This is a genomic window from Streptomyces sp. NBC_01334, assembly GCF_035983595.1.
GTDB lineage: Bacteria > Actinomycetota > Actinomycetes > Streptomycetales > Streptomycetaceae > Streptomyces > Streptomyces coriariae.
Genome location: NZ_CP130718.1, coordinates 763,291 through 787,684, shown reverse-complemented (window position 1 = coordinate 787,684; position 24,394 = coordinate 763,291). Strand labels below are relative to the sequence as shown.

The following is a 24,394-nucleotide window of genomic DNA, read 5'->3' as shown; positions in this document are numbered from 1 at the left end:
TGCTGTTCGGGCCCGCGCCGCCCGGCCGGACGCTAGTGGTCGTTCTCCAGGTGCAGCTTGAGCAGGTCCACGCCGTAGTCGCCGCCGTTGGGAGTGCGGATGATGGTGTGGATGTGCTGCTGGGTCGGGGTTCCGCCCGGTCCGCCCATGCCGCCGCCACCGCTGCTGTCCTTGTTGCCGTAGGCGAGCGGCGACTGGGCGTCGTACTCGATGAGGACGACGGGGCTGTGCACGCGGTAGTAGAAGGCCGAGGAGTCCTTGGTCTCGCCGATCCAGTAGAAGTACGTGTCGTCGAGGTGCTCCTCCACCTCCTTCATCTTGACCTCTGCGTGCCCGTCGTCCATGTTGCCGACGTAGACGCGCACCAGATCCAGCAGAGCGCTCTTCTGGGCGGCGGTGAACCCGGAGGCCACGAGGCCCTGGTGGGCGAGCTCGAGGTTGTCCTGGCCGGCGCCGGCCTTCAGGTTGTCCCCGGCCTTGGTCTCCGAGGAGATCACCTTCTTGCGCTGGGCGTCCGTGAGCGACCGCAGCAGGGTGAGGCCGGCCGTCGTCTCCTTCCTGAAGAGGGTGATCTTCTCGCCGTCGTAGGTGGCCGAGGTCGGCTCTGAGCCCATGAAGGTGGGCGTCATGACGACCTGGTCGCCGAGCACGAAGTAGTTGATGGCCACGTGGTGGCCCTCGTACTGGAAGCCCCACGGTGCGGTGGTCGACGGGGTGCCCATGAAGGTGAAGAAGTAGGCGCCCTCGGTGAGCGTGTCCCGGTTGCCGCCGCTGTAGTCGCCCAGGAACGCGTTGAGCTTCATGATGTTGCGGGTCTGGGTGAGCCCGTCGGCGGACAGGGCGACCCCGAGCAGCGCGTAACCGAGGTCGCGCTGCTTGTCGGTCAGGTCGCCCATCCGGGCGCCCTCACGCTGATAGCCGTCGACGTTGCTCCAGGCCAGCCACTCGTCGTCGTCCACCTCGAAGACGGAGGCCTTGCGCTCCTTGGTGGTCAGCCCGTCCAGGAACGCCTGGGCGGCCTTGACGACCTTGTCCGTGGAGACGTCCGTCGCGTGGATCGAGTACAGGTCGTCCGCGACCTTGCCGTCGGCGGTGACACCGACGAAGTCCGCGTACTTGACCTCGCTCGCTCCGGGGCCCATTCCGCCGGCGCCGCCGCCGGGCCCCCCGGAGGGCATCCCGCCCGGGCCGCCGTAGGACGAGGCGGCGCTCGCGGTGTCGGAGGAGCCGGAGGAACAGCCGGTCATGGTCGCCATCGCGGCGACACCGCCGGCGAGCAGCGCCTTGTTCATGAACCAGCGACGGCTGCGTTCGGATGCGGGGGTACGTGGTCGGTGTCCGTGCATGGGCCCCAAACTTCAGGAGGTACCTGAAGGAAACCTGAAACCGTCCCCGCCGTTCCCGTCCCTGCCTCGGCCCCGCCGTTCCCGTCCCTGCGTAGGCCCCGCCCGTCTCTCTCCTGACCCCGTTGGTCCCGTCTTCGTCTCCGCCCCGCCCGGTCCAGGTCACGGCCGTCCGGTGCCGCCCTGCGGAACCGGCAGCGGCAGATCGGCCTGGCGCAGCTCCGCCAGCAACTCGTTCTGCCCCGCGAGGAGTTCGGTGAGGATGCGGCGGGCGGCCCGCAGCAGCTCCGCCACGTCGCCGCCCGCGAGCGCGTAGCTGACCGTCGAGCCCTCCCGGATCGACACCACGATCCCCGCGCGGCGCAGCACCGCCAACTGCTGGGACAGGCTGGACGGTTCGATCTCGATCTCGGTGAGCAGGTCCCGTACGGCGACGGGGCCGCCCTGGAGCAGTTCGAGAACCCTGATGCGGACCGGGTGCCCGAGCATGCGGAAGAACTCGGCCTTGGCCTGGTAGAGGGGAACCTGCATGATCGATCGCTCGCTCCCTGCCGCGTACGGTGCGTGGTGCGCGATGGCGCGGCGGCCCGCCCGGCCGGCCGTACGCCGCCGCGCGCCACGTGCTGCGTCACGATCCTGGTGGCTGCGGGCTCCGCACACCCGTGTGATGCGCTGATCTGGATGTGTCGAGATGAAGAAATCTTCAATTCGAGGGTGTGCGAAGCCGCGGCCGTCCGGTCGCCTACACCTCGAGCTCGGCCTCGATCCGCTTGAGCTGGTGACGCGCCATGGCCAGGTTGGACCGGCCGCGGTCCAGGACGAGATAGATGAACAGCCCACTCCCGCCGCGGCCCTTGAGCAGCCGGATGAGGTGGTACTGGCTGGCGAGCGTGATCAGGATGTCCTCGATCTCGCCCTTCAGCCCCAGGTGTTCCATGGTGCGGACCTTGGCGCGGATCACATCGGTGTTGCCGGCCGCGGCGACGTTCAGATCGAGGTCCTTGCCTCCGCCGAGCGTGCCGAGTGCCATGCCGCTCGTGTAGTCCACGACGGCGACCCCCACCGCCCCCTCGATCGCGGTCATCGTCTCCTTCATAGAGATCTCCAGATTCGCCACGGCTTCTCCTGCCGCTCGCGCGGGCCCGGGCTCCTCCGGCCCCGCTGGTTCCCCGAACGTACGGAGCGTGTCCCCCGACAGAGTGACGCGCTTCGGGATTGGCCCGAGGAACTTCGTATCGGCAAGATCCCTGCACCCTTTTGAACGTGCGTGTACGGGAGTTGAGCGGACCGGCGACGCTCACGGGAACGCGTGATCCCGTCTCGCCGACCACACCGGCCCGGTGCCGGCCGGGAAGGAGGCCATCGCGCCGATGGCGGCCACCCTGTGCACGGCGTTCGACGTCTGACCAGGAGGCGTCCTCAGTTCGTGGGCAGCCACTTCTCCAGGGCGCCGATGAGACGGTCCAGCGCGGGTGCGTCGGTGGAGCGGTCCGTCATGACCGTACGGCCGTCGAACTGAAGCGTGTACTGGAACTTGTCCGCCGACCCCATGTCGATCGCGAACGCGGGGACATCGTCGAGCGCCGGATCTCCGAGCAGTGTCCGCAGTGTCGTGAACTGTGCCGCGGTGGTCCGGCGCACCGCGGACTCGCCACTGTCGGTGGTCCGGACCGTGCCGTCGCCCCGGAGCACCACCTGCCGGTTCACCCCGGCGAAGCCGCCGCTGACGGTCATCGTCACCAGCTTCTGGTCCGGGCCGGTGACGGGCACCGGCGACGGGCTCGCCGACGCCGGAACCGACGCGGAGGGCGAGGCGGAGGCGTCGGAGGAAGCGGAGACGGGGGGCGAGGCGGAGGGTGGGGCGGGTGACGGTGGGGCGTCGGAGACGGTCGCCGTGACGACGGTCTCGTCCGTCGGCTCCGCCGCCTTCCCGTCGTCCCCGGACGAGCAGCCGGCCAGCGCCAGCGCCGCGGCCGCGCACACCATCACCGAACTCCGAGTGAGCACCGTTCCCTCCCCTGCGTGTCATGTCCGTGCGTGTCATGTCCCCGAGCACTCCTGTCCCTGAGTACCCGTCATGTCAGGGTGCCATGCCGCACGTTCGCACCCGCCGAGGTGCGCCCGGCCTGTGTCAGAAGTGTTGACCCGAGTTCTGAAAACGTTTTAACTTCACCTCACTCGACCCGTGAGGGGAGGAGACTCCGTGGCGACGTTGCTGCGTGAGAACCCCAGTAAGTCGGAAGAGAACAGCGCGTCCCGTCGCCCGTTTCGGCGCCGGAAAGAGCGGAAACGTTTTCAGAGAACGCACAGCCGGACGCTGTTCCTGCTCATGCTGCCGGGGCTCGCCTACTTCCTCGTGTTCCACTACGGCGCGCTCGCCGGCAATGTCATCGCCTTCAAGGAGTACGTGCCGTTCGACGGGATCTGGGGCAGCCCGTGGGTCGGCCTCGGCAACTTCCGGCGGATGTTCGAGGACGCCGAGTTCTGGGACGCGGTCCTCAACACCCTCTGGATCGCGGTCCTCCAACTCGTCTTCTACTTCCCCGTCCCGCTCGGCCTCGCGCTGCTCCTGCACACCCTCACCTGGAGCACGGTCCGCCGCTTCGTGCAGTCCGTGGCCTATCTGCCGCACTTCGTCTCATGGGTGATCGTCGTCGCCCTCTTCCAGCAGGTCCTGGGAGACACGGGCATGGTGAACGGCTATCTCGGCGACGCGGGCCTGCACACCGTCGACATCGTCGGAAATCCCGACGCCTTCCGCCCGCTCGTCGTCGCGCAGGTGATCTGGAAGGACGCCGGCTGGGGCACGATCATCTTCCTGGCCGCGCTCTCCCAGGTCGACGAGCAGAGTTACGAGGCCGCCGCGATCGACGGCGCCGGGCCCTGGCGGCGCTTCTGGCACATCACGCTGCCGGCGATCCGGCCGGTGATCGTGCTGCTGCTCATCATGCGGCTGGGCGACATCCTCTCCGTCGGCTTCGAGCAGATGCTGCTCCAGCGCGACGCCGTCGGCCCGCAGACGGCCGAGGTCATCGACACCTTCGTCTATTACCGGGGCATCGTCGGCGGCGACTACGGATTCGCCGCCGCCGCGGGCCTGTTCAAGGGCCTGGTCGGCGCCCTGCTCGTGTACGCGGCCAACCGGGTCGCCCACCGTCTCGGCGAACAGGGGGTATACCGGTGAGCGCCCACGTCCGCCCCGGCTGGATGGAGAAGCCGCGGCCCGTCACCCAGGCCGCGAAGGCCGTCGCCCTCGCCGCGGTCGTCCTCCTGGTCTGTGTGCCCTTCCTCGTCATCGTGTCGACCTCGCTCGCCGCCCCTCGCGAGGTCGTGGCGAACGGCGGCTGGGTGCTGTGGCCCGAGCACCCCACCCTGGAGGCCTACCGGGACATCCTCGACGGCGGCATCGTCACCCACGCCCTCGCCGTCAGCGCCTGCGTCACGCTCGTCGGCACCGCCCTCAGCCTTCTCTGCACGGTTACCCTCGCCTACGCCCTCTCCCGCCCCGGTGTGTTCGGCGGCCGCCCGGTCCTGCTGCTGATCCTCTTCACCTTCCTCTTCCCGCCGGGCATGATCCCGGGCTTCCTGCTCGTCAAGGAGCTCGACCTGCTGGGCAGTTACGGCTCCCTGGTCCTCCCGGTGCTGGTCAACGTCTTCAACCTGGTCGTGCTGCGCGGCTTCTTCCAGGGCATCCCCGAGGAGCTGTACGAGGCGGCCCGCCTCGACGGCGCCGGGGACTGGCGAGCCCTGTGGTCCATCGTGCTGCCGCTGTCGAAGGCGGCACTCGCCGTGGTCGGACTGTTCTACGCGGTGGCGTACTGGAATTCCTGGTTCTACGCCTCGCTCTACCTCGAGAGCGACCACTGGCCGGTGCAGCAGGTGCTGCGCACCTATGTCGTGGCCGGCTCCGGCCTCACCGACACCACCACCGGCGAGGCCACGGTCAACGCGCCGCAGACGATCCAGATGGCCGTGCTGGTGATCGCCACCGTGCCGATCCTGCTCGTCTATCCCTTCCTCCAGAAGTACTTCACCAAGGGCGTGCTCACCGGCGCCATCAAGAGCTGACCCCCCACTTCAAGAGCTGACCCCGCACCTCGCCACGCAGAAAGGTCATTCGTCATGTCCGGCATGTCCCGACGCACGCTGCTGCGATCCGTGGCCGCGGGTGGCGCCGCCGTCGCCGTCCCCGGTCTGCTCACCGCCTGCTCCACCACGGGTTCGGACGACAAGGGCGTCTCCAACGCGGGCAAGGAACTCGCCCCCTGGCCCGCCTACGCGGCTCCCGCCGGCCCCCGGCCCGACCTCGCGCCCACCGAGGCGGGCGTCCAGGCGGGCTTCACGTCCTACCCCTCCTCCCTCGTCACCTCGGTCGCCCGTACCCCCGGCGACGGCTCCACCGTGAAGGTCCTGACCGTCACCTTCGGCACCCCGCCCAAGGCGGCGGACCAGAACCAGTACTGGCGGGCCGTCGAGAAGGCCCTCGGCGTCAAGATCGAGTTCACGGTGGTCCCGCAGGCCGACTACCAGAAGAAGATGGCCACCGTCATGGCCGGCGACCCCGACTCGCTGCCCGACATCATCAACGTCTTCACCAATGTCACCCTGCCGCGCGAGGCCCAGTTCGTACAGCGCAGGGCCGAGGACCTGACGCCGTACCTCTCCGGCGCGGCGGTCCGGGACTACCCCAACCTGGCCGGCATCCCCACCCACGCCTGGCGCGACATGGGCCGCATCGGCGGGCGGCTCTACGGCATCCCCCTCGAACGCCCGCTGCCCGGCTCGACCCTCTGGCTCAATCAGGGCCTGTTCACCGAGGCCGGCATGAGAGGCGGCTGGGCCTCCACGGACTTCGCCGCCGTCGCCCGCAGGGCCACCCACGGCAAGCAGTACGCGCTCGGCGCCTCCGTGGGCTCCCTCTTCGGCAACGCCGTGCACGCCGCCGCCCACCACGCCCCGAACGGCTGGGCCGTCGACAAGAACGGCACCTTCCGTCCCCACTACGGCGATGACCGCCACAAGGCCGCCGTCGCCTTCCAGGCCCAGCTGCGCAAGAACGGGTCGTACCACCCCGACGCCACCTCGATGTCCCAGGTGGACCTCGGCACCCTCTTCCTCAACGGCACCGTCGCCGCCCTCCAGGACGGCTTCGGCGCCTACCAGACCCGCTACCCCGACGCCCAGGGACTGCTGACCCCGGCGCCGGCCCTGCCGTACAGCGTCGACGGCACCCCGGGCGGCATCGTCGCCGCCCGCCGCTCCTTCGGCTACACGATCCTCAAGAAGGCCGGGAAGGAACGCGTCCGGATGCTGCTGCGCCTGCTCGACCACCTGGCCGCGCCGTTCGGCACGAAGGAATGGGAACTCGTCCACTACGGCCTGGAGGGCGTCCACTTCACCCGGGGCAAGGACGGCTCCCCGCGGGCGACGAAGCTCGGCGAGGTGGAGAACGTCTCCAACCTGCCGTTCCGCTACCTGGCCGAGGGCCCTCAGGTGCTGTTCCTGCCGGGCCTGCCCGACGCCGTACGCGCCCTGCACACCTGGCAGCGGACGGTCGTGCCGGTCGCGATCCGCAACGCCTCCTTCGGCCTGAAGTCCCCGACCGACACCTCCCAGGGCGCCACGCTCAAGGCCCTGATGGACGACACGGTCACCGCCGTCGTCGCCGGCCGTGCCCCGATGTCGGAGTACGACGAGGCGGTGCGCAAATGGCGCTCCCGGGGCGGCGACAGAATGGCCGCGGAGTACGCCGAGGAGTACGACGCCAACACCTGAGTCGGCGACAGCGGCGCAACGGACACGGGCGAGGGGAACGGGGTACGACATGACGGCACAGGGACGGGTGACCATCCGCGAGGTGGCCGAACGCGCGGGCGTGTCCGTGGCCACGGTCTCACGCGTGCTGAGCGGCAACTACCCGGTTCCGCAGGCCACCCGAACCCGGGTGCTGCGCGCCGCCCGCGCCCTGGACTACGTCGCCAACGCCCACGCCCGTGCCCTCGTCGGCGGCGGCCGCAAGACGGTCGCCGTCGTCCTGCGCCAGGTCACCAGCCCGTTCTACGCCCAGGTCGCCGAGGGCGTCGAGGCGGAGGCCGCCACCCACGGCTGGCTCTGCCTGGTCGGGACCACCGGCGGGGACCCGCAGCGGGAGCTGGAGTTCGTGCAGCTCATGCGGGAGGAGGGCGCCCGGCTGGTCATCCTGGTCGGCGGGGTCGTCGAGGACGACGCCTACCGTGAGCGCGTCGCGCACTACGCGCAGGCCCTCGCCTCCGCCGGGGCCCGCCTGGTGCTGTGCGGTCGGCCCGCCCCGGACCCCGACATCCCCGCGCTCGTCGTCGAGTTCGACAACGAGGCCGGGGCACGCGCCGTCACCGGGCACCTGCTCTCGGCCGGGCACCGCAGGATCGTCTTCCTCGGCGGACTGCCCGGCAACACCGCCCTGGACGCCCGGGTGCGCGGCTACCGGGCCGCCCTCGCCGGGCACGGGCTCCCGCCGGAGGCCGCCCAGGTCGTCGACTGCGGGCTGGGCCGGGCCGCCGGGCTCCGCGCGATGACCGAACTCCTCAAGGAACGAACGGAGTTCACGGCCGTCTTCGCCGGCGACGACATGGTCGCGGCCGGCGCCCTGCGCGCCATCGCCGAGGCCGGACTGCGGGTCCCCGACGACATCTCCGTCGTCGGCTACAACGACATCCCGCTCGCCGAGGACTTCCACCCGCCTCTCACCACCGTGCGCACGCCCGCCGAGGAACTCGGCCGCGCCGCGGTGCGCATCGCCCTGCGCGACCCCGAACAGGCCGCCGCCACCCACCATCTGCTCGGCACCCACATCGTCGTACGCGACAGCGTCGCCGCGCCCCCACCCGGGCGCGCCCACCGACCGACCTAAGGAACCGTCCCCGTATGACCGCGCCGCACCTGTCGGCCGACGCCGGCCGTCTGCCGCCCCCCGACCTCATTCTGTCCCCGTACACCGGCTACACCCGGGCCCACTGGGAGGCCACCGCCGACCGGCTGCTCGCCGCGCTCCGCCCGTACGCCGGTCCCGGCCTCGCCCAGTACCGGCTGCCCGGCCGCACCGGTCACTCCGGCGCCTGGTCGGACGGCCTGGAGGGGTACGCCCGCTCGTTCCTCCTGGCCGCCTTCCGGATCGCGGGCTCGGGCGGAGACGTCGGCCCCACCCTGATCGAGCGCTACGCGACCGGTCTCGCCGCCGGCGTCGATCCCCGCCATCCGGAGCACTGGCCGCCCATCACCGACCGGAGCCAGCCCATGGTCGAGGCCGCCTCCGTCGCCCTCGCCCTGCACGAGACCCGCCCCTGGATCTGGGACCGACTGCCCGACAGGACGAGGGAGATGGCGGTCGCCTGGCTGGGCGGCTTCGTCGGCGCCACCGCCAACGACTCCAACTGGCGGCTGTTCCAGGTCATCACCGAGGAGTTCCTCGCCTCCGTCGGCGGGCCGTACGACCGTGCCGAGATCGACGGGGGACTGGACCGCCTGGACGACTGGTACCGGGGCGACGGCTGGTACACCGACGGCGACGGCCGCAAGTTCGACTACTACAACGCCTGGGCCCTGCACCTCTACCCCGTTCTCTGGGCCCGCGTCGCCGGCCACCGCGCGGATCCCGCCCGCGTCGCCACGCACCGCGCCCGCCTGCGCGAGTTCCTCGACAGCCACCAGTACTTCTTCGGCTCCGACGGGGCCCCCGTCCATCAGGGCCGCTCCCTCATCTACCGCTACGCCACCGCCGCGCCGCTCTGGGCGGGCGCCCTCGCCGACGCCACCCCGCTGCCACCCGGCCGCACCCGCCGCCTCGCCTCGGCTGCCCTGAAGCACTTCACCGACCACCAAGTGCCCGACGAGAAAGGCCTGTTGAGCCTCGGCTGGTACCGGCCCTACCTGCCCGTCACCCAGCCGTACTCGGGCCCGGCCTCCCCGTACTGGGCGAGCAAGGCCTTCCTCGGTCTGCTGCTGCCCGCCGACCACCCGGTGTGGACGGCGCCCGAGGAAGCGGGCCCCGTCGACACCGCCGACCGGCAGCTGGCCCTGCCCGCGCCGGGGTGGCTGCTGCACTCCACGGCCGCCGACGGGATCGTCCGCCTGGTCAATCACGGCACCGACCGGCTCCCGCCGCCGCCCGCCGCGTCCGAGGACAGCCCGCACTACACGGGCTTCGCGTACTCCACCGCGACGGCCCCCGAGACCCCGCCCCCCGGCGAACCACCCGGCCCCGACAACCGCATCGCCCTGCTGGCCGCCACGGGCCCGTCCCGTCGTGGCCGCATCCACCCGCTGTACGCGGAGGGCCGGCGGGCGGCGTCCTGGCACACCCCGCTCGGCCCGGACGGCGACGAGCGCCTGCGGATCACCACCGCGAGCGTGGTGCGCGGGCCGTGGGAGATCCGCGTGCACCGCGTCGAGGCCCCCGCCGGCAGGCCCGTCAGGGCCGGCGGCTGGGCGGTGGCCTGCGACGACGCCCCGCCCCTCGCGCGGACGGGTGAGGCCTGGGCGGTGGCCCACCGCGCCGACGGTCTCACCTCGGCCCTCGTCGGCCTGTTCGGCTGGGACGAGGGCACCGCCGAGGTGGCCCGGGCCCGGGGCCACAACGCCTACGGCGACCACTCGGCCGTCCCTGTCCTCACCGCACCGCACCCGGGCGGCGCGAAGCTGCTGGCGACGCTGGTGGTCCTCACCGCCGACCCACTCGTCGCGGCGGACGTACGGACCGGAGCGGGCGCGGTCCTCGTCTCCGACGGAACCCTCGAGGTCCGTTTCCCGGACGGCACGACCGAGACCGTCACGCCGGTGCCCGATCCAGGGTGAGGACCGACGTGAGCGCCGACGCGTGACAGGTACGGGCCCGGGAGCCGGACCCGGTCCCGGTCCCGGTCCCGCGGCGGCGTCGCTTGCGGCCGGGCCGGGGGAGCGGGCAGGGTTCCGTGCCGTGGCCACTTTGCTGATCGTCCATCACACCCCCTCGCCCAACTGCCAGGCGCTGTTCGAAGCGGTCGTCTCGGGCGCGACGGCGCCGGAGATCGAGGGTGTCCGCGTCGAACGCCGGGCGGCTCTCGCCGCGACCGCCTCCGACGTCCTGGCCGCCGACGCCTACCTGCTGGGCACGCCGGCCAACCTCGGCTATATGTCCGGTGCGCTCAAGCACTTCTTCGACCAGGTGTACTACCCCTGCCTCGACACCACCCGTGGCCGGCCCTTCGGCTACTACGTGCACGGCGGCAACGACGTCACCGGCGCGGTGCGCGGCATCGAGACCATCACCACGGGCCTGGGCTGGCGGCGCGCGGCCGAGCCGGTCGCCGTCACCGGGGAACCCGACAAGGCGGACGTGGCGGCCTGCTGGGAACTGGGCGCGACGGTCGCGGCCGGCCTGATGGGCTGACGGGCGCCGCCGCCGTGCGTCAGTGCCCGCCCCGCCCGGGCAGACACGTCCCCTCGACCGTGCGCCCGACGACCTCCGCCGTCGCGTGACCGCTGCTGTCGACGGTTCCGTTGACGCACACCCGGCCCTCGCCGCCTCCTACGAGCATGTCGTGCAGGGGGGCCAGGAAGTTGCCCTGCACCTCGATCTGCCGTGCCTGAAGGCCGAGCGCCTCGGCGGCGGCCGTCCGCAGCCCGTCGAGGGTGGTCCCCTCGGCCGCGAGTTCCTGGAGCGCGGCGGCCAGTGCCGTCGCCCGCGGCTGCGCTTCCTGCCGTTGCCCGGCGGTGATGGGCTGTTCCTGACGGTAGGCGTGGTTCTCGGCGACCCGCTGGTCCCAGCCGTAGCTGATGCACGGAGACGGCGACGCCAGGGTGTCCTCGGGCGGCGGGCAGAAGCCCTTCGCCGAGGCGGCGGGCGAGGAAGCGGCCGAGCCGGCCGTCCGAGGGTCGCTCGACGGATCAGCACATCCGGCGGTGAGGACGAGCAGGGCGAGCGGGGCGAGCAGAACCGGGGCGCCGAGCCGCCGCCGTGGCCGTATCCGTGTCATGCCTCGATCATGGCAGGCGGGTAGGACACACGGGAGTCGGCGCAAGACGGCAGGGACGCGGGGACCTGCATCAGGTTCAGTTCCAGAGCGGGTACGTCACCACTCGCCCGAACTGCTCCGGCCTGTCACCGAGGTAGGTGAGGGTGATTCGGCTGTAGTGCTGCACCTGCGAGTTCTTCTTCCACGGCTGCGGCCGGTCCAGCTTCACCACGACCGCGTACGGGTGGAAGGCGCCGGCCGCGCAGTACGGATCGCAGTCGTTGACGACGTTGACCCCGGTGGCCCGCGCCGAGTTCGAGCCCCAGCTGTCCCAGTGCAGCGAGACCAGACGGCTGTTGCCGTCGCCGCACGCGAGGATGAAGTCGCCGGGCCGCACCTTGGCGTGCCAGAGGCAGTCGACCAACACGGGCGGCGTGGCCTGCCGCACCGCGGCCGCCGCGCGCGCCGTGGCCGGCGACGCGGCCGGCACGGCCGAGGCCGAGCCGACGGCCGCCGTGAGGCCCAGCGCCGCACAGAGCATGACCGCTGTTCTCGTCGTGTGTCGCATGTCCGCTCCCGCCCGACCGAACCGGGAGCCGTCTGTGTCCGCGCCCGGATGAAGTTCTCTACCGACGCTACGACGGCGAGCGGAAGGGGACCACTCGAACGGCCCAGAGCCCGCGCGGCGCGGGACGACCGGGGCGGAGGCGCTAGGAGGCGTCCACCCGCGCCACCTGGCTCCCGTCCGCCCCACCGGCCCCACCGGCGCCGCCCTCGGCCGCGCCGTCCCGCACGACCACGACGATCTCGTCCGCGCGGCTCCAGACCCGTCTGCCGGCCTTGGCGGGATTGAGCCGGATTTGGTGGCCGGCGGGCGCGGCGGCGGTGTCGTGCCAGCGGTAGCCGATCGCGCACTCGCTCCGGTCGCGCGCCGCCGCCACGATCGTGGCGAAGGAGGCGGGACGGTCCGCGAGCACATAGTGATGTGCCGGACGCAGCCGCAGCGCGCTGCCGCCGGCGGCGAACAGTTCCTCGAACACTCCGGCCAGGTGCCCGTTCTGCGAGACCTGAGCCATCAGCAGCCCCGTCAGCTGTCCGCCGACGACCGCCTCGGAGCTCGGTCCGAGCGGGGCCAGGGCCCGGTTGCGTTCGTCGGCGATTTCCGCGATCACCGGCACGGAGTGCCCCGTCTCCTGCGCCAGCGACCGCAGGATCAGCAGGACGACCAGCGTGCGGTGGTCCGGCCGGTCGGCGTCGTCGCCGGTGTCCGGCCCGAGCACGATGATCCGGTCGTAGGAGCCCGGGTCGAGACCGCGCAGGGACGAGGGGTCGGTCGGATCGGCGGTTCCGCAGGTCACGGTGAGCCCGTCGACGAGCGAGGCTGTCCTGCGCGGTTCCGGCAGCGGCAACGGCAGAGTCGGTGGCGCCTGCTCCGTCGGGTCGGTGACGACGTGCAGGACCGAGCCCGGCCGTGCGCAGCGGCGCAGCTGGTCGACCAGGTGCGGCGCCCGACGGTTCCAGCCCAGCAGCAGGAAACGCGACGGTTCGACCGGGCCGGCACCGTGCTCGGCCAGGGCCGACGGCTCCACGAGGGCCCGGCAGTCCTCCCACCGCGCGCTGTCCTCGTCCGCCGCCACGACCACGAGGCGGTCTCCCGGCGCGACGACGGTCTCCGGCGGCGGGCTGAGCACGGGAGTGCCGTCGGCCCGCACCAGCCCGGCCACCGCGGCCGTCGCGCAGTCGAGCAGGACGTCGCCGAAACGACGTCCCACGAGCTCGGGAGCGGCGGCGAGGTAGAACTCGTCGCCCGCGAAGTCGAGAAGCTCCCGCAGCACGGGCGTCAGGCCCGGGTGGAGCGCGGAGTGCGCGATCAGCCCGGCGGCCGTCCGGTCGGACTCCAGCACGATGCCCCGCGGGCCTGCGGCCAGCCGGGCCGCGGTCCGGTACCGCTCGTCCCGTACGCAGGCGACGACGGGCGGGCCCGCGTGCTCGCCGAGGACGGCGCGCAGGGCCAGCAGGGTCCGTACCGTCTCGGTGTCCCCGGCGGCCTCCGTGCCGGGCAGGACCAGTACCGCGTGCGCCGCCCCCGGACTGACCAGCCCGAGCGCGTCGGGATCGGCCGTGGAGCCGCTGCGGCAGATCAGCCGCGTGGTGCCGGTGGGTCCGAGCACGGCCGCCAGCGCCTCCTCCATCTCCGTCTTGTCCCGGTCGGCGAGCACCACGACCGCGCTCCAGCGCTGATCGGCCCGTGCCGCGACCAGCTCGCCGACCACCGTGAACACCTGTTCCGACCAGCCGAGCACCACCGAGTGGCCCGTCTCCACCACGGTGGAGCGGCCTCGGCGCAGTTCGGTGAGGCGGTCGGTGAGGCCGGTGGTGATCACGCCGATCAGGGTCGACACGTACAGCAGGGCCATCAGGCCCAGCAGCACGGACAGCAGCATCCGCAGCGGGGCGCCGGTCACCGCGCCCAGCCGCAGGGTCTCCGCGCTCACCCGCCACACCGCGGTCAGCCGGCCCGACAGCGACCGGGGCGAGGACGGGTCCGTCCACACCAGCAGCGCACTCGCCGGGACGACGATGCCCAGGCAGGTCACGGCCAGCCATCCGACCAGCCTGCCGGTGCTGCGGGCCAGTGTGTTGTCGAACCGGTAGCGCATCCGCTCCCGTAACGAAACCGGCCCTCGCCGCTGCCCTTCCACCGCGCCCCCCGTCTCCCGCCGACTCCCGTCGCCACCTGAACTCGCAGGGTGCTGCCCGGAGTGCCGCGACACGCCGTGGGGGTCCCCGTATTCACCCTTTCGGGAACGAGGGTCGCCCCCGCGGCTGAAAACGTGCGCCGAGCAGGGCGGATCCCCAGCAGGACATGGTCATTTCCAGCCGTTGTTTTGGCATTCCCATGACAAACCTGTGCACGCAGTGCCACGCTGCTGCCGAAGTTCACCATTCCTTCACACCCGCATCATGCGGGGCATCCCCCACTCACCCCCCACCTCCTTTCACCCGCCTGCCGTGCAGCGCTCCGGACCGGCCCCATCCCGTCGGTCCGCCCCCACGTCGGCCCTCACCACGGGCCGACCGTCGCACAGAAGGAGAACCCGTTGCCCCGGCGACACCGCCCCACCCTCCGGCGCAGACGCGCCGCCGCCCTCGCGCTGACGACCATCGGGACCCTGCTCGCCCTGGGAGCCCCCGCCGGTACCGCCGGCGCGGCGCCCGCCGACCCTGGCCCCGGCCCCGCCAAGATCACCGCCACGCCTCGCGCCGGTGCGGCGGCCACCAGCCTGTCTCCGGCCCGCCGCGCCTCGCTGATCAAGAGCGCGCAGACCACGGCCGGCACCACGGCCCAGCGGCTCGCCCTCGGCGCGCAGGAGAAGCTCGTCGTCAGGGACGTCGTCCAGGACGCCGACGGCGCCACGCACACCCGCTACGAGCGCACCTACGCCGGACTGCCCGTCCTCGGCGGTGACCTGGTCGTCCACCTCAAGAGCGGCCGGACCACCGTGTCCAAGGCGAGCGGAGCCACGCTCACGCTGCCGTCCCTCAGCCCGAAGCTCTCCGCGGCCAACGCCACCGGCAAGGCTCTCGCGGCCGCGAAGAGCGCCGACGTCACCGGCGCCACGACCGAGCGCGCGCCCCGCCTCGTCGTCTGGGCCGGCGCCGCCAAGCCCGTCCTGGCCTGGGAGACGGTCGTCGAAGGCGTCCAGCAGGACGGCACGCCCAGCGAACTCCAGGTGGTCACCGACGCGTCCACGGGCAAGCAGATCCTCGCCGCCGAGAAGGTGCACACCGGCACCGGCACCGGCCAGTACGTCGGCACGGTTCCCGTCGGCAGCACGCTGTCGGGATCGACGTACCAGCTCACCGACGGCGACCGTGCCGGGCACAAGACGTACGACCTGAACCAGGGCACCTCCGGCACCGGCACCCTCTTCACGGACGACAACGATGTCTGGGGCACCGGCCTGCCGTCCAACCGCCAGACCGCCGGTGTCGACGTGGCCTTCGGCGCCGCCGCCACCTGGGACTACTACAAGGACGTGTACGGCCGCAACGGCATCCGCAACGACGGCGTCGCCGCCTACAGCCGGGCCCACTACGGCAGCAACTACGTCAACGCCTTCTGGCAGGACAGCTGCTTCTGCATGACCTACGGCGACGGCTCGGGCAACACGCACCCGCTGACCTCCCTCGACGTGGCCGCGCACGAGATGAGCCACGGCGTCACCGCCGCCACCGCCAACCTGACCTACTCCGGCGAGTCCGGCGGTCTCAACGAGGCGACCTCCGACATCTTCGCCGCGGCCGTCGAGTTCCACTCGAACCTCGCTGCCGACCCCGGCGACTACCTCGTCGGCGAGAAGATCGACATCAACGGCAACGGCACCCCGCTGCGTTACATGGACAAGCCCTCCAAGGACGGCTCCTCCCGCGACAGCTGGAGCTCCACCCTGGGCAGCATCGACGTCCACTACTCGTCGGGCCCCGCGAACCACTTCTTCTACCTGCTCTCCGAGGGCAGCGGCGCCAAGACCGTCAACGGCGTCGCCTACGACAGCCCGACCTATGACGGTCAGGCCGTCACGGGCATCGGCATCGAGAACGCCGCCGCCGTCTGGTACCGGGCGCTGACGACGTACATGACCTCGTCCACCAACTACGCGGGCGCCCGCACCGCCACCCTCCAGGCGTCGGCCGACCTGTTCGGCGCGTACAGCCCCACCTACCTCGCCGTCGCCGACGCCTGGGCCGCCATCAACGTCGGCAGCCGCATAGCCCTCGGCGTCAACGTCGCCCCGATCGCCGACCAGACCAGCGGCGTCGGCCAGGCGGTCGGCCTTCAGGTGGACGCCTACACCACCAACTCCGGTGCGGGCCTGACCTATGAGGCCACCGGCCTGCCCGACGGGCTGACCCTCAGCGCGAGCGGTCTGATCTCCGGGACGCCGACCACCCTCGGCACCAGCGACGTCGCCGTCACGGTCACCGACAGCACGGGCGCGTCCGTCACGGACACCTTCACCTGGCGGATCGCGTACATCTACGCGACCGCCACCCGCGTCGACATCCCCGACAACGGCGCCGCAGTGGAGTCCCCGATCACCATCGCGGGCCGCGACGGCAACGCCTCCGCCACCACCTCGGTCTACGTCAACATCGTCCACACCTACCGCGGTGACCTGACCGTCGACCTGGTCGGCCCGGACGGCACCGTCTACTCGCTCCTCAACCGGAGCGGCGGCTCCGCCGACAACGTCGACCAGACCTTCACGGTCGACGCCTCGGCCCAGCCCCTCACCGGCACCTGGAAGCTGCGGGTCCAGGACCGCGCGTCGATCGACGTGGGCTACATCCAGCGCTGGCAGCTCACGCCTTGAGCGGTCGGTCCACCCCCTGATCGGTCGGTCCACTCCCTGAGTAGTTCACTCTCCGACCGGTTCGCTTTCTGACCGCAGACCGCTCGACACCGCCGCTCGGGTCTTCCCGGACTCGGGCGGCGGCATCGTCTGTGCGGGTCCGGGGACCATGCGGGCCCGGCACCGGCGCTGGTGCCGTGGTCATTGCCGGAGAGGAGTGTCGGAACGGTCAGGCGGTGCGGCAGAGCGCCGCAGGGCTGATGGGTGCGGCGGCGCGGACCTCGGGCGTGTGCAGAGGGCGGGCGGTGCGGGCGGTGGCCACGGCCTGCGAGCGGTTGCGTGCGAAGACGACGAGGCGCAGCACCGCGAACCGTGCGGCACCGGCGAGGGCGGAGGCGGACAAGTAGACGACCTGCTCGAGCACCGCGCCGGGTGCCGCCACCAGCTGCTGCAGGATGAGCATCGCCACGCAGGTCACCGCATACGCGGCTGCAGCGGACCCGGCCGACTGCGCATGCTGGCGCCAGGTCGCGCGCCCGCCTGTGCCGAAGGTGAAGCGGGCGTGCAGCTCCGTGGCGAGGAGTGTGGAACCCGCGGTGATGAGGGCATTGGCCAGGACCCAGGGAATCCAGGAGGCCAGCGCCGCCACGGCGAAGCTGGAAGCGAGCCCTACCCCGCCGCCACAGAGTACGAAGCGGGCGAAAGCGCTGAAGGCGCCGGGTGGCGCCGACCGCGGGCCCTGTGCTGTCACCATGATCCGCCCCCCCGGGATCGCTCCTTCGTGAAACGTGCGCCTCTCAGCCTGTGAGGCTTGCGCTCGCTGTTTCCTGTTATGGAAACGCTACGTTGCATTCATGGGACGGGCAACGAGTTAATTGCATAGTTCGAGCATAGTCCCAGGTAGAAGCGATGGAATCGTTGCAATGACTTGAGTAGTGAATGCAACAAGCCCCACTCGTCGTTGCAATGAATCGGAAGTGAACGCTATGCCGGGCACGTCCACCCGGTCCTCGATGTCCTCAGTGATGGCGGGTGGTGAGGTCGGCGGCGACCTGGCGGTGTGCCGCGCGCATGATCGAGGCGAGCAAGGTGGCGTCGGCCCGGGGCACCGCCGGCTGCCTCGGTGCCGGGCTGCCGGAGGCTGACCGCCGGAGACCGCTGTGCACCGAGCGGCTGAAGCAGGAGGTGGTACCGGCCGGTGCGGGGCATGAACGGCAACGGGAGGTCCTGGCTTGAGGGAACGTTCTGCCCCGCTGCTGAAGGGTGTCTCCCATGCGTTCCCTGCTCACCGCGCTCGCCGCGGGCGCCATTGTGTTCGGCACTGCCGGAATCGCGAGCGCTGACGTGAACGTGGACGTCGGTCCGCAGCCGTCGTACACCATCGTCATCGGTGACCGGCTTCAGTTCGCGGGCGACGACGTGTTCAACGGGGAGCCCGGCCAGGTCTCCGGCGCTCGAAGCACGTCGGAGCCGTGACGAAATCCGGTGGATCCTCCGCAGCGGGCGAGGCACAATCCCCGGGGAACCGGGGCAAGGGGGAGCTTGTTTGGACGTGTTCGCGTGTGCGGGATGCGGCACGGAGCTGACGGCGGCGGTGTCCCGGGTCGCCCTCCCCGTCCACACCCACCACGGGGGGTGGGAGGAACTCCATCCCCCGCTGATGGAGCCCGCGACGTACGCCGTCGATCCCCGGCCCACCGGACCGCCCTGGCGGTTGTGGGAAGAGGTCGGAGAGGACGCGGCTGCCCTGCAGGGCGTGTACGCGCCCGTGTACTCCGTCTCCTTCGGCGCGCGGAACAGGATCGTCATCGCCCCCGGCGACTCGCGGTCCATGGCCCTGATCCCCGAGAAGTGCGAGGGCTACTGCCGGGGTGTGGACGGCCGGGCCGGCCCCAACCTGGCGTGCGAGGGGTGCGGGCGGGCCGTGGCGACCCGCATGGACGACTGCGGGTTGTGGCAGACGGTGTGGCTGGAACCCGAAGCGGTCGTACGGCGCCCCTCGGGGCTCCCGGCCGCATCGCCTCCGGACTGGGACGACCTGGAGCGCGCCGGGCACCGCGTCCCACCCGTCGAACCCGACGGGTCGTGGAGCCGCCGCTGGGAGGCGGCGGCCGGAGTCACGCTGGCCCACCTCGTAGCGGCCACCGAGAACCGCCCTGTGACCCTCCCCGCCGGCCCCGTCGCCGAGCTGCTCGGCCACGCCGTCGGCCGGTACCTCCCCGCCGGGCCCGATGCCCGTTCCGTGGAGCTGGCCGGCCCGGGGATCCCCACGCCCCGACCCCGTCCCGACGTCCTGCTCGTCCCTCGCCACCCCCTCACCGGCGCGCCCTGGCGCCCGCCCGGCGACGACGGGGCTGTGGTGCCGGTGGACAGCGGGGTCTGGGCGTACCTGGCTCACCCGGGCGAGACCTCGCCGATGCCCGCGACCGGGGTGCTCCCGGAGGGCGTGCTGCGCGACGACTACCCCCTGCCGCCGGGCCCCTGGCACCCGCTGACTCCCCACCACAACGCCTTCGAGTACACCCTGGTCGGGCTGCCCGCTGTACGTGCTCCCCGGTTGCGCACGTATCGCGACGCGTACCGCTAGAGCGTTTCCACCGGATCATGCGGCCGACCAGACGGAGAGGCTGTCGCTGCTTCCGGACTTCATCCGAGCCCCGACACGCGTTGGCCCGGCGGGCCCGCGTCGTCCGCTACGGCGTGTTCGTGAAGGAGCGGCGGTAGGAGCGGGGCGGCACTCCCCGGCGGCGCACGAACTGTTCGCGCAGGACGGCCGCGCTTCCGTATCCGACGCGGCGGGCGATCTCCTCGACCGGCAGGTCCGTGGTCTCCAGCAACTCCTCGGCGCTGCTCAGCCGCAGGCTCCGCAGCCAGGCGTGGGGGGTGGTCCCGGTCGCGGCGGTGAAACGGCGGGCGAAGGAGCGTTTGCTCATCACGGCACGCCGGGCCAGTTCCGCGACGGGAAGCGGCTGGTGGAGGTTCTCGCGGGCCCACGCGAGCACCTCGGCGAGACGCTCGTCGCGGCAGCCTTCGGGGACGGGGGCGGCCAGGTACTGCGCCTGCCCGCCGTCGCGATGGGAGGGCAACACCACGTCCCGGGCAACGGCGTTGGCCATTGCGGCTCCGTACTCCCGCCTCAGCAGGTGCAGGCAGAGATCGAAGCCCGCGGCGGCTCCCGCGCCGGTGATGATGCGTCCTTCGTCGATGTAGAGGGCGTCGGGTTCGACCGTGACGTTCGGGTGGCGGCGGGCGAGCAGTTCGGCGAACCGCCAGTGGGTGGTGGCCCGCAGGCCGTCGAGCAGTCCGGCGGCGGCGAGCGCGAAAGCGCCGACGCAGTGGGCCGCGACCAGTGAGCCGCGCTCGTGCGCGGACGACAGCGCATCGAGCACGGCGGGTGCGGGCGGTGTGCGGAAGTCGGCCCAGGGCAGGGCGATCACCAGATCGGCGGCGGCGAGCTTGTCCAGGCCGTGCGTGATGGTGAGCGGCACGCCGACGTCGCTGGGGACGGGACCGGGCCGGTCCGTGCACAGGGCGAAGTCGAAGCCCGGCAGTGTCGCCCCGTGCGGACCGAAGACCTCGGTGACGATGCCGACGGCGAGCATGCCGACTCCGGGTGGGGCGTACGCGGCGACGGTCATGAATCGAGGCACACGTTCAGTGTGGCACTAATCCTGCGATCATCGGCAACCGTGCCACTCGTGAACAACCGTCCAGCCCGGAAGGATTGAGGCCATGACAGACGCACCGCTCGGCCGCAGCGCCGTGTACACGATCCTGACCACCGGATACGTCGGCTCCACCGGCCCCGGAGTCGCCGCCACCGTCTCCTACATCTCCGACGCCGACCGGCATGTGATCTTCGACCCGGGCATGGTGGCGAGTCGCGACCGAATCCTTGCTCCGCTCGAGGAGTTGGGGCTCGGCCCCGATGACATCACCGACGTGGTGCTCAGCCATCACCACCCGGACAACACGATGAACGTGGGCCTGTTCGGACGGGCGCGGGTGCACGACCACAAGGTGGAGTACCTCGGCGATCAGTGGACAAACCGGGACGCGGAGGGCTACGAACTCACTCCGTCGCTACGGCTGATCCGCACCCCGGGCCACAGCGCCGAGGACATCACCCTGCTGGCGGGCACGGAGTCGGGCGTGGTCGCCTTCGCCGGTGACCTGTGGTGGCACGCGGAGGGCCCGGCGGACGACCCGGTAGCCCCCGACCGTGACGTGTTGCGCGCCTCCCGGCTCCGGGTGCTGACCGCCGCGGACCTGATCGTGCCTGGCCACGGCGGCCCGTTCAAGGCCGACGACAACCCGCCCCGCTAGCCGCAGTTTCCGGGGCGGGCTGCGGAATCTCCTGGGGGCTGTGGCTCAGAGTGGTCGATATCCCGGAACCTGCGCGGAACCTGCGTGGTCGCCCTGGCGGAGCCGGGTGGGTTCCGCCAGGGCGGGCCGGGCAGTTACGGCCTTCCGCCTGTCCTGCACCACGCCGCCACACTGCCCTCAGGCCGGCCCCGGTGTTGTCGGGCCTGACGGTCGGCGGTCGTTCCGGCCGGCAGTCGCAACGCGGGGATCTTCGGCTTGCCTGGTGCGGCGGGCGGGCGGGCGGGCGGAGCGGGTCACCGGGTGTAGGTGGTCCGGTGTTCCTTGAGGGAGGCGCAGTTGGAGCCGATCACCTGGACGTAGGTGTTGGCGATGCCGCCACCCCAGTCGACGCAGTGGCCCTTGCCGATGACGTAGGAGGGTCCTGCGTACGAGGTGTAGGACCCGTAGTCGTCGTCACCCTCGTTGGTGTCGGGGACGTAGATCCAGGCGGACATGTCCACGCGGGTGCCGGGGTTGTTGCGGATGGTGACGACGCAGTTGTTGCCGTTGGTGGCGTTGTAGGCGAGGTAGACGGTGCCCAGAGAGCCGACGGCAGCGGAGTTCACCGTCTTGTAGCCGCTTCCGCAGACTTTCTGCGGGGTGGTGTTGGGGGCGGCGGAGGCGGGTGCCGCCAGGGCGGTGGTGGCCCCCACCGACAGAGCGGCCAGTGCGGCGGCGCCCAGTATGGAGTGAGTGAAACGCATATTTCCCCCTTGAGTGCTTAGGAGTTGGTTGCTCCTGTCTTATGTGACGGGCAGCGCCTTCGGATGGTTGTGCCGGAGTTACCGGTGTTTTCAGACATAACTGGCGGCGTGGTTGGCCGAGTTGGGACGCAACCGAAGGTGTGTGAGCGGAACGTGCCAGGTCTGGGCTGCATGGCTCACGGTGGCCCTGGCGACGCGGTGCGCTGTGCCGCCTCCCGCGGCCGCTCCGGTCCGCGCCCAGCCCGCCGGCTACCCCGGGCCCGCCGCGAGCGGAGGGGCGCTCAGCGCAGCCGACGCGCCCGCAGCACCAGGTCGTCGGTGTGGTGCGCTCCGGCCCCGCCGTCAGGCGCCACTCGTGGCCGCTGCTCGTCCACCTCCACCTCCCAGTCGTCGTTGAGCAGAGAGGTGACCATCGAAGGCCAGACGTAGTCAGCCGGGTCGAAGCCGCTGTCGTGCGCCTGCTGGGTGTCCATCCCCGCGTGGTGTACGAGCAGCAGCACGCCGCCGGGCGCGACGGCCGCGAGCAGTGCCTTCTCGGCCGCAGCGTCGGGGGTGCGCAGCAGGGCCGGGTACTGCGCGGAGACGAGGTCGAAGGAGGCCGGCGGGAGCGGCGCTTCCGTCAGTGCGGCGTGTACCCAGCGAACGGTGAGGCCGGCGTCCCGCGCGTGCCCAGCGGCCCGCTCCAGCGCCACGCCCGAGACCTCGAGCGCGGTCACGTCCCAGCCGGCGCGCGCGAGCCAGACGGCGTCCGCACCCTCCCCGCAGCCGACGTCGAGCACCCGCCCCGGTGTGAGCCCGGCGACCTCGGCCACGAGCGCACCGTTGGGCCGGCCGCTCCACAGCTGTTGCCGGTCGGCGTATCGGTCGTCCCACTCCGCCCGCACCGCGGGGTCTCCGACGTATCCGTCGGCAGGCAAGGGGGCGTCGGGCGCAGGCGGTCCTGCTGAGATGTCGTCGGTCACCGGCCCACCGTCGCCCATCGTCCCCCGGTCACGCCACTGCTGTTGCCGGTCCGGCAAAACGGCGTCGAGTCTTTCAGCGCCGGTCGGGTTGCAGGCGCTCGATGCGGTCGAGGTCGCCGGCGAGCAGATCGCGGTGGCTGATGGTGAAGTCTGCGTTGAGCAGGGTCTGCCCGCGGCCGTAGTGCCGGCCCACGACAGCGGCGGGGAGGAAGCCGCGCAGGCTGTGTCGCATGTCCCCGGGGTACACGACGGGCGCGCCCCAGTCGGAGGGGGCTTGGTCGGTGGAGAGCAGAACCCAGTGGTCGACCGGCACGGTGGCGTCGAGGTCCGGCGCGGCTCCGGTGTGGCTGTCCAGGGCCGGCACGGTCAGTCGGTCGGGGTCGAGGGGCGAGTACCACAGCAGCAAGGGCTTGGCGCGTCGTGCGTCCGCGTTGTCGAAGCAGCACACGGCGATGGTGTGGTCGGGGAAGTGGTCGGCGTAGAAGCGCAGGAGATCCGGGTCGAGGTCGGGGCGCCGGTGCGGCGGCACCTGCCGCAGCGCGGCAGGGACCGCGGTGGGGTCGGCGGCCAGGAGCACCGTGTAGATGTCGTGGTCGAAGACCTGGACGGGCTGGGGCTCCGCGCTCATCCACGCGATGTCGTCGACTGTCACAGCTGCTGATTCGGCGGCAGCGACCATGCGGTGCAGGACGTCGCCGGCTCGTCCGGCCGAGAGGAAGTGCCGGGGGGTGAGCTGTCTGGTGGGCAGGTGCAGCAGCATCGCGTTCGGGCCGTCCGCCAGGTTGACGGCGGTGTTCTGATAGCCCAGAACGTGGATGAGGCCGTGCACGGGGTGGTGCTGCCGCCCGCAGTACACGATCGTGCCGGAGAACGCGGCCTCACCTGTCGAAATGCACATGACGGCAAGGTACTGCCCCTACCCGGCACGTGCGCGCTGCGCAATTCGCGTACCTCGCCGCGTCCAGGCGGTCATGGCGTTCACGTTCACCGCGTCGGCCGGACACATTCCCCTCGCCACTGGCACCGACGACCTCGCTGCCCGTATCTGAGGCCCCGAGGCGGCGACGGGAACGAGCGCAGCCAGTAGTCAGTAGGCCGCCGCGTTGCGCAGGTCGGCGATGATCAGGACGCGGACCGGTTCCGCTTAGACGGCACAGCTCTCCTCGTCACTCGCGCCTTGTCGACTTCAGGGACGGGGTGGTCCGGGCATGAAGGCAGGGCCTCTCGGTAGTGGACTCCGCGGCCCTGCTCCTGCTCGTGACGGTCACCTCGGCGTGGGTGCAGGGCCGCGACGCTGCCGCGCATCTGAACGCATCCCAGGTATGGCAGCCCGGACTGGAGTCGGAGTATGCCCGCGATGACCTCGGCCGGTTGCTTGCTCGCATCAACGATGAGTTCGAGGCCGCACTCTGCCGAACCCTGGGCCGGTGAACAAAACTGACGGTGGGCGGTTGGTGGTCGTCGAAGATCCGTGAGCGCCAACGCCGCCCATGAGACGGCATGCGTCCTGGCCGGCTCGCGGCCAGCTGTTGTTCAGCGCGGGCTCGAGGTGGTGGCGAGGCGGTGGACACCTCACGGAGCCAAGCCGTCGAGCCGCCCCGTGGCGAGTTGCTGGACCTGTCCGCCAGGCCGACTCCCATGGCCGTCCGGTCGACACCCGTTTCGGGGAGGGGGACGATGGGTGGAGCGGCGCCT

The 24,394-nt window shown here is 71.6% G+C and carries 23 protein-coding genes; 11 read left to right on the top strand and 12 right to left on the bottom strand.

The annotated features are described in order from the left end of the window. Positions 1–32 precede the first annotated feature (32 nt). The 4 genes from OG736_RS03555 to OG736_RS03540 all read right to left on the bottom strand — a co-directional run bounded on the left by OG736_RS03555 (position 33) and on the right by OG736_RS03540 (position 3,350). Positions 33–1,292 (bottom strand): DUF3500 domain-containing protein, encoded by a 1,260-nt coding sequence (locus OG736_RS03555; RefSeq protein WP_327181098.1) that lies wholly within the window; start codon positions 1,290–1,292, stop codon positions 33–35. Positions 1,293–1,505: 213 nt separating this feature from the next. Further along, entirely contained in the window at positions 1,506–1,874 is a 369-nt protein-coding gene (locus OG736_RS03550; protein WP_020127091.1) for an ArsR/SmtB family transcription factor, read from the bottom strand. A 211-nt stretch (positions 1,875–2,085) separates the two neighbouring features. Then, positions 2,086–2,460 (bottom strand): hypothetical protein, encoded by a 375-nt coding sequence (locus tag OG736_RS03545; RefSeq protein WP_189918668.1) that lies wholly within the window; start codon positions 2,458–2,460, stop codon positions 2,086–2,088. 302 nt (positions 2,461–2,762) lie between these two features. Further along, positions 2,763–3,350 (bottom strand): hypothetical protein, encoded by a 588-nt coding sequence (locus OG736_RS03540; RefSeq protein ID WP_327181097.1) that lies wholly within the window; start codon positions 3,348–3,350, stop codon positions 2,763–2,765. 322 nt (positions 3,351–3,672) lie between these two features. Here OG736_RS03540 and OG736_RS03535 point away from each other — a divergent pair, with 322 nt between their 5' ends. The 6 genes from OG736_RS03535 to OG736_RS03510 all read left to right on the top strand — a co-directional run bounded on the left by OG736_RS03535 (position 3,673) and on the right by OG736_RS03510 (position 10,746). Then, entirely contained in the window at positions 3,673–4,527 is an 855-nt protein-coding gene (locus tag OG736_RS03535; protein WP_327181096.1) for an ABC transporter permease, read from the top strand. Beyond that, on the top strand, positions 4,524–5,411 hold the full coding sequence (locus tag OG736_RS03530) for a carbohydrate ABC transporter permease (RefSeq protein ID WP_327181095.1): 888 nt from the start codon (positions 4,524–4,526) through the stop codon (positions 5,409–5,411). Before OG736_RS03535 ends, OG736_RS03530 begins: the two co-directional genes overlap by 4 nt. A gap of 54 nt (positions 5,412–5,465) precedes the next feature. Further along, entirely contained in the window at positions 5,466–7,118 is a 1,653-nt protein-coding gene (locus tag OG736_RS03525; protein ID WP_327181094.1) for an extracellular solute-binding protein, read from the top strand. Positions 7,119–7,167: 49 nt separating this feature from the next. Then, entirely contained in the window at positions 7,168–8,232 is a 1,065-nt protein-coding gene (locus OG736_RS03520) for a LacI family DNA-binding transcriptional regulator (protein ID WP_327181093.1), read from the top strand. 14 nt (positions 8,233–8,246) lie between these two features. Further along, the gene (locus OG736_RS03515; protein ID WP_327181092.1) at positions 8,247–10,172 is read left to right on the top strand and encodes a DUF2264 domain-containing protein; all 1,926 of its coding nucleotides are present in this window, start codon (positions 8,247–8,249) and stop codon (positions 10,170–10,172) included. 121 nt (positions 10,173–10,293) lie between these two features. Then, positions 10,294–10,746, top strand: a complete 453-nt coding sequence (locus OG736_RS03510) for a flavodoxin family protein (RefSeq protein WP_327181091.1) — start codon at positions 10,294–10,296, stop codon at positions 10,744–10,746. A 19-nt stretch (positions 10,747–10,765) separates the two neighbouring features. Here OG736_RS03510 and OG736_RS03505 read toward each other — a convergent pair whose 3' ends face one another. From OG736_RS03505 to OG736_RS03495, 3 genes are all read right to left on the bottom strand, one after another. Continuing rightward, positions 10,766–11,332: a precorrin-3B C(17)-methyltransferase gene (locus OG736_RS03505; protein WP_327181090.1), complete on the bottom strand. Its 567-nt coding sequence runs from the start codon at positions 11,330–11,332 to the stop codon at positions 10,766–10,768. Positions 11,333–11,408: 76 nt separating this feature from the next. Continuing rightward, on the bottom strand, positions 11,409–11,879 hold the full coding sequence (locus OG736_RS03500) for a hypothetical protein (protein ID WP_327181089.1): 471 nt from the start codon (positions 11,877–11,879) through the stop codon (positions 11,409–11,411). Positions 11,880–12,021: 142 nt separating this feature from the next. Next, the gene (locus OG736_RS03495; protein WP_327181088.1) at positions 12,022–13,971 is read right to left on the bottom strand and encodes a CASTOR/POLLUX-related putative ion channel; all 1,950 of its coding nucleotides are present in this window, start codon (positions 13,969–13,971) and stop codon (positions 12,022–12,024) included. Positions 13,972–14,412: 441 nt separating this feature from the next. Here OG736_RS03495 and OG736_RS03490 point away from each other — a divergent pair, with 441 nt between their 5' ends. After that, positions 14,413–16,689, top strand: a complete 2,277-nt coding sequence (locus OG736_RS03490; RefSeq protein WP_327181087.1) for a M4 family metallopeptidase — start codon at positions 14,413–14,415, stop codon at positions 16,687–16,689. Between the two features lie 208 nt (positions 16,690–16,897). Here OG736_RS03490 and OG736_RS03485 read toward each other — a convergent pair whose 3' ends face one another. Further along, positions 16,898–17,422, bottom strand: a complete 525-nt coding sequence (locus tag OG736_RS03485; protein WP_327181086.1) for a hypothetical protein — start codon at positions 17,420–17,422, stop codon at positions 16,898–16,900. Between the two features lie 518 nt (positions 17,423–17,940). Here OG736_RS03485 and OG736_RS03480 point away from each other — a divergent pair. Both OG736_RS03480 and OG736_RS03475 read left to right on the top strand, forming a co-directional pair. Next, the gene (locus OG736_RS03480; RefSeq protein WP_327181085.1) at positions 17,941–18,144 is read left to right on the top strand and encodes a hypothetical protein; all 204 of its coding nucleotides are present in this window, start codon (positions 17,941–17,943) and stop codon (positions 18,142–18,144) included. Positions 18,145–18,214: 70 nt separating this feature from the next. Further along, the gene (locus OG736_RS03475) at positions 18,215–19,255 is read left to right on the top strand and encodes a hypothetical protein (protein WP_327181084.1); all 1,041 of its coding nucleotides are present in this window, start codon (positions 18,215–18,217) and stop codon (positions 19,253–19,255) included. Between the two features lie 106 nt (positions 19,256–19,361). Here OG736_RS03475 and OG736_RS03470 read toward each other — a convergent pair whose 3' ends face one another. Next, positions 19,362–20,306: a GlxA family transcriptional regulator gene (locus tag OG736_RS03470; RefSeq protein ID WP_327187503.1), complete on the bottom strand. Its 945-nt coding sequence runs from the start codon at positions 20,304–20,306 to the stop codon at positions 19,362–19,364. Positions 20,307–20,400: 94 nt separating this feature from the next. On the opposite strand from OG736_RS03470, the gene OG736_RS03465 reads away from it, so the two are divergent. Further along, a complete protein-coding gene (locus OG736_RS03465) occupies positions 20,401–20,994 on the top strand; it encodes an MBL fold metallo-hydrolase (RefSeq protein WP_327181083.1) in 594 nt (197 codons plus the stop codon). Positions 20,995–21,287: 293 nt separating this feature from the next. On the opposite strand, the gene OG736_RS03460 is transcribed toward OG736_RS03465, so the two are convergent. From OG736_RS03460 to OG736_RS03450, 3 genes are all read right to left on the bottom strand, one after another. Further along, positions 21,288–21,737 carry a spore-associated protein gene (locus OG736_RS03460; protein ID WP_327181082.1) on the bottom strand — a complete coding sequence of 150 codons (450 nt, stop codon included), beginning with the start codon at positions 21,735–21,737 and terminating at the stop codon, positions 21,288–21,290. A gap of 281 nt (positions 21,738–22,018) precedes the next feature. Next, positions 22,019–22,699: a class I SAM-dependent methyltransferase gene (locus tag OG736_RS03455; protein WP_327181081.1), complete on the bottom strand. Its 681-nt coding sequence runs from the start codon at positions 22,697–22,699 to the stop codon at positions 22,019–22,021. 73 nt (positions 22,700–22,772) lie between these two features. Next, entirely contained in the window at positions 22,773–23,597 is an 825-nt protein-coding gene (locus tag OG736_RS03450; RefSeq protein ID WP_327181080.1) for a hypothetical protein, read from the bottom strand. A gap of 359 nt (positions 23,598–23,956) precedes the next feature. Between OG736_RS03450 and OG736_RS03445 the strand changes: the two genes are divergently transcribed. Continuing rightward, positions 23,957–24,130 (top strand): hypothetical protein, encoded by a 174-nt coding sequence (locus tag OG736_RS03445; RefSeq protein ID WP_327181079.1) that lies wholly within the window; start codon positions 23,957–23,959, stop codon positions 24,128–24,130. The last annotated feature ends 264 nt before the right edge of the window (positions 24,131–24,394 follow it).

What these genes read in the sequence shown, in the direction of transcription:
- OG736_RS03520 (WP_327181093.1), top strand. Translation starts at nt 7,168, where the DNA reads ATGACGGCACAGGGACGGGTGACCATCCGCGAGGTGGCCGAACGCGCG.
- OG736_RS03500 (WP_327181089.1), bottom strand. Translation starts at nt 11,879, where the DNA reads ATGCGACACACGACGAGAACAGCGGTCATGCTCTGTGCGGCGCTGGGC.
- OG736_RS03460 (WP_327181082.1), bottom strand. Translation starts at nt 21,737, where the DNA reads ATGCGTTTCACTCACTCCATACTGGGCGCCGCCGCACTGGCCGCTCTG.
- OG736_RS03495 (WP_327181088.1), bottom strand. Translation starts at nt 13,971, where the DNA reads ATGCGCTACCGGTTCGACAACACACTGGCCCGCAGCACCGGCAGGCTG.
- OG736_RS03525 (WP_327181094.1), top strand. Translation starts at nt 5,466, where the DNA reads ATGTCCGGCATGTCCCGACGCACGCTGCTGCGATCCGTGGCCGCGGGT.
- OG736_RS03470 (WP_327187503.1), bottom strand. Translation starts at nt 20,306, where the DNA reads ATGACCGTCGCCGCGTACGCCCCACCCGGAGTCGGCATGCTCGCCGTC.
- OG736_RS03555 (WP_327181098.1), bottom strand. Translation starts at nt 1,292, where the DNA reads ATGAACAAGGCGCTGCTCGCCGGCGGTGTCGCCGCGATGGCGACCATG.
- OG736_RS03550 (WP_020127091.1), bottom strand. Translation starts at nt 1,874, where the DNA reads ATGCAGGTTCCCCTCTACCAGGCCAAGGCCGAGTTCTTCCGCATGCTC.
- OG736_RS03505 (WP_327181090.1), bottom strand. Translation starts at nt 11,332, where the DNA reads ATGACACGGATACGGCCACGGCGGCGGCTCGGCGCCCCGGTTCTGCTC.
- OG736_RS03535 (WP_327181096.1), top strand. Translation starts at nt 3,673, where the DNA reads ATGCTGCCGGGGCTCGCCTACTTCCTCGTGTTCCACTACGGCGCGCTC.
- OG736_RS03515 (WP_327181092.1), top strand. Translation starts at nt 8,247, where the DNA reads ATGACCGCGCCGCACCTGTCGGCCGACGCCGGCCGTCTGCCGCCCCCC.
- OG736_RS03465 (WP_327181083.1), top strand. Translation starts at nt 20,401, where the DNA reads ATGACAGACGCACCGCTCGGCCGCAGCGCCGTGTACACGATCCTGACC.
- OG736_RS03450 (WP_327181080.1), bottom strand. Translation starts at nt 23,597, where the DNA reads ATGTGCATTTCGACAGGTGAGGCCGCGTTCTCCGGCACGATCGTGTAC.
- OG736_RS03480 (WP_327181085.1), top strand. Translation starts at nt 17,941, where the DNA reads ATGCGTTCCCTGCTCACCGCGCTCGCCGCGGGCGCCATTGTGTTCGGC.
- OG736_RS03485 (WP_327181086.1), bottom strand. Translation starts at nt 17,422, where the DNA reads ATGGTGACAGCACAGGGCCCGCGGTCGGCGCCACCCGGCGCCTTCAGC.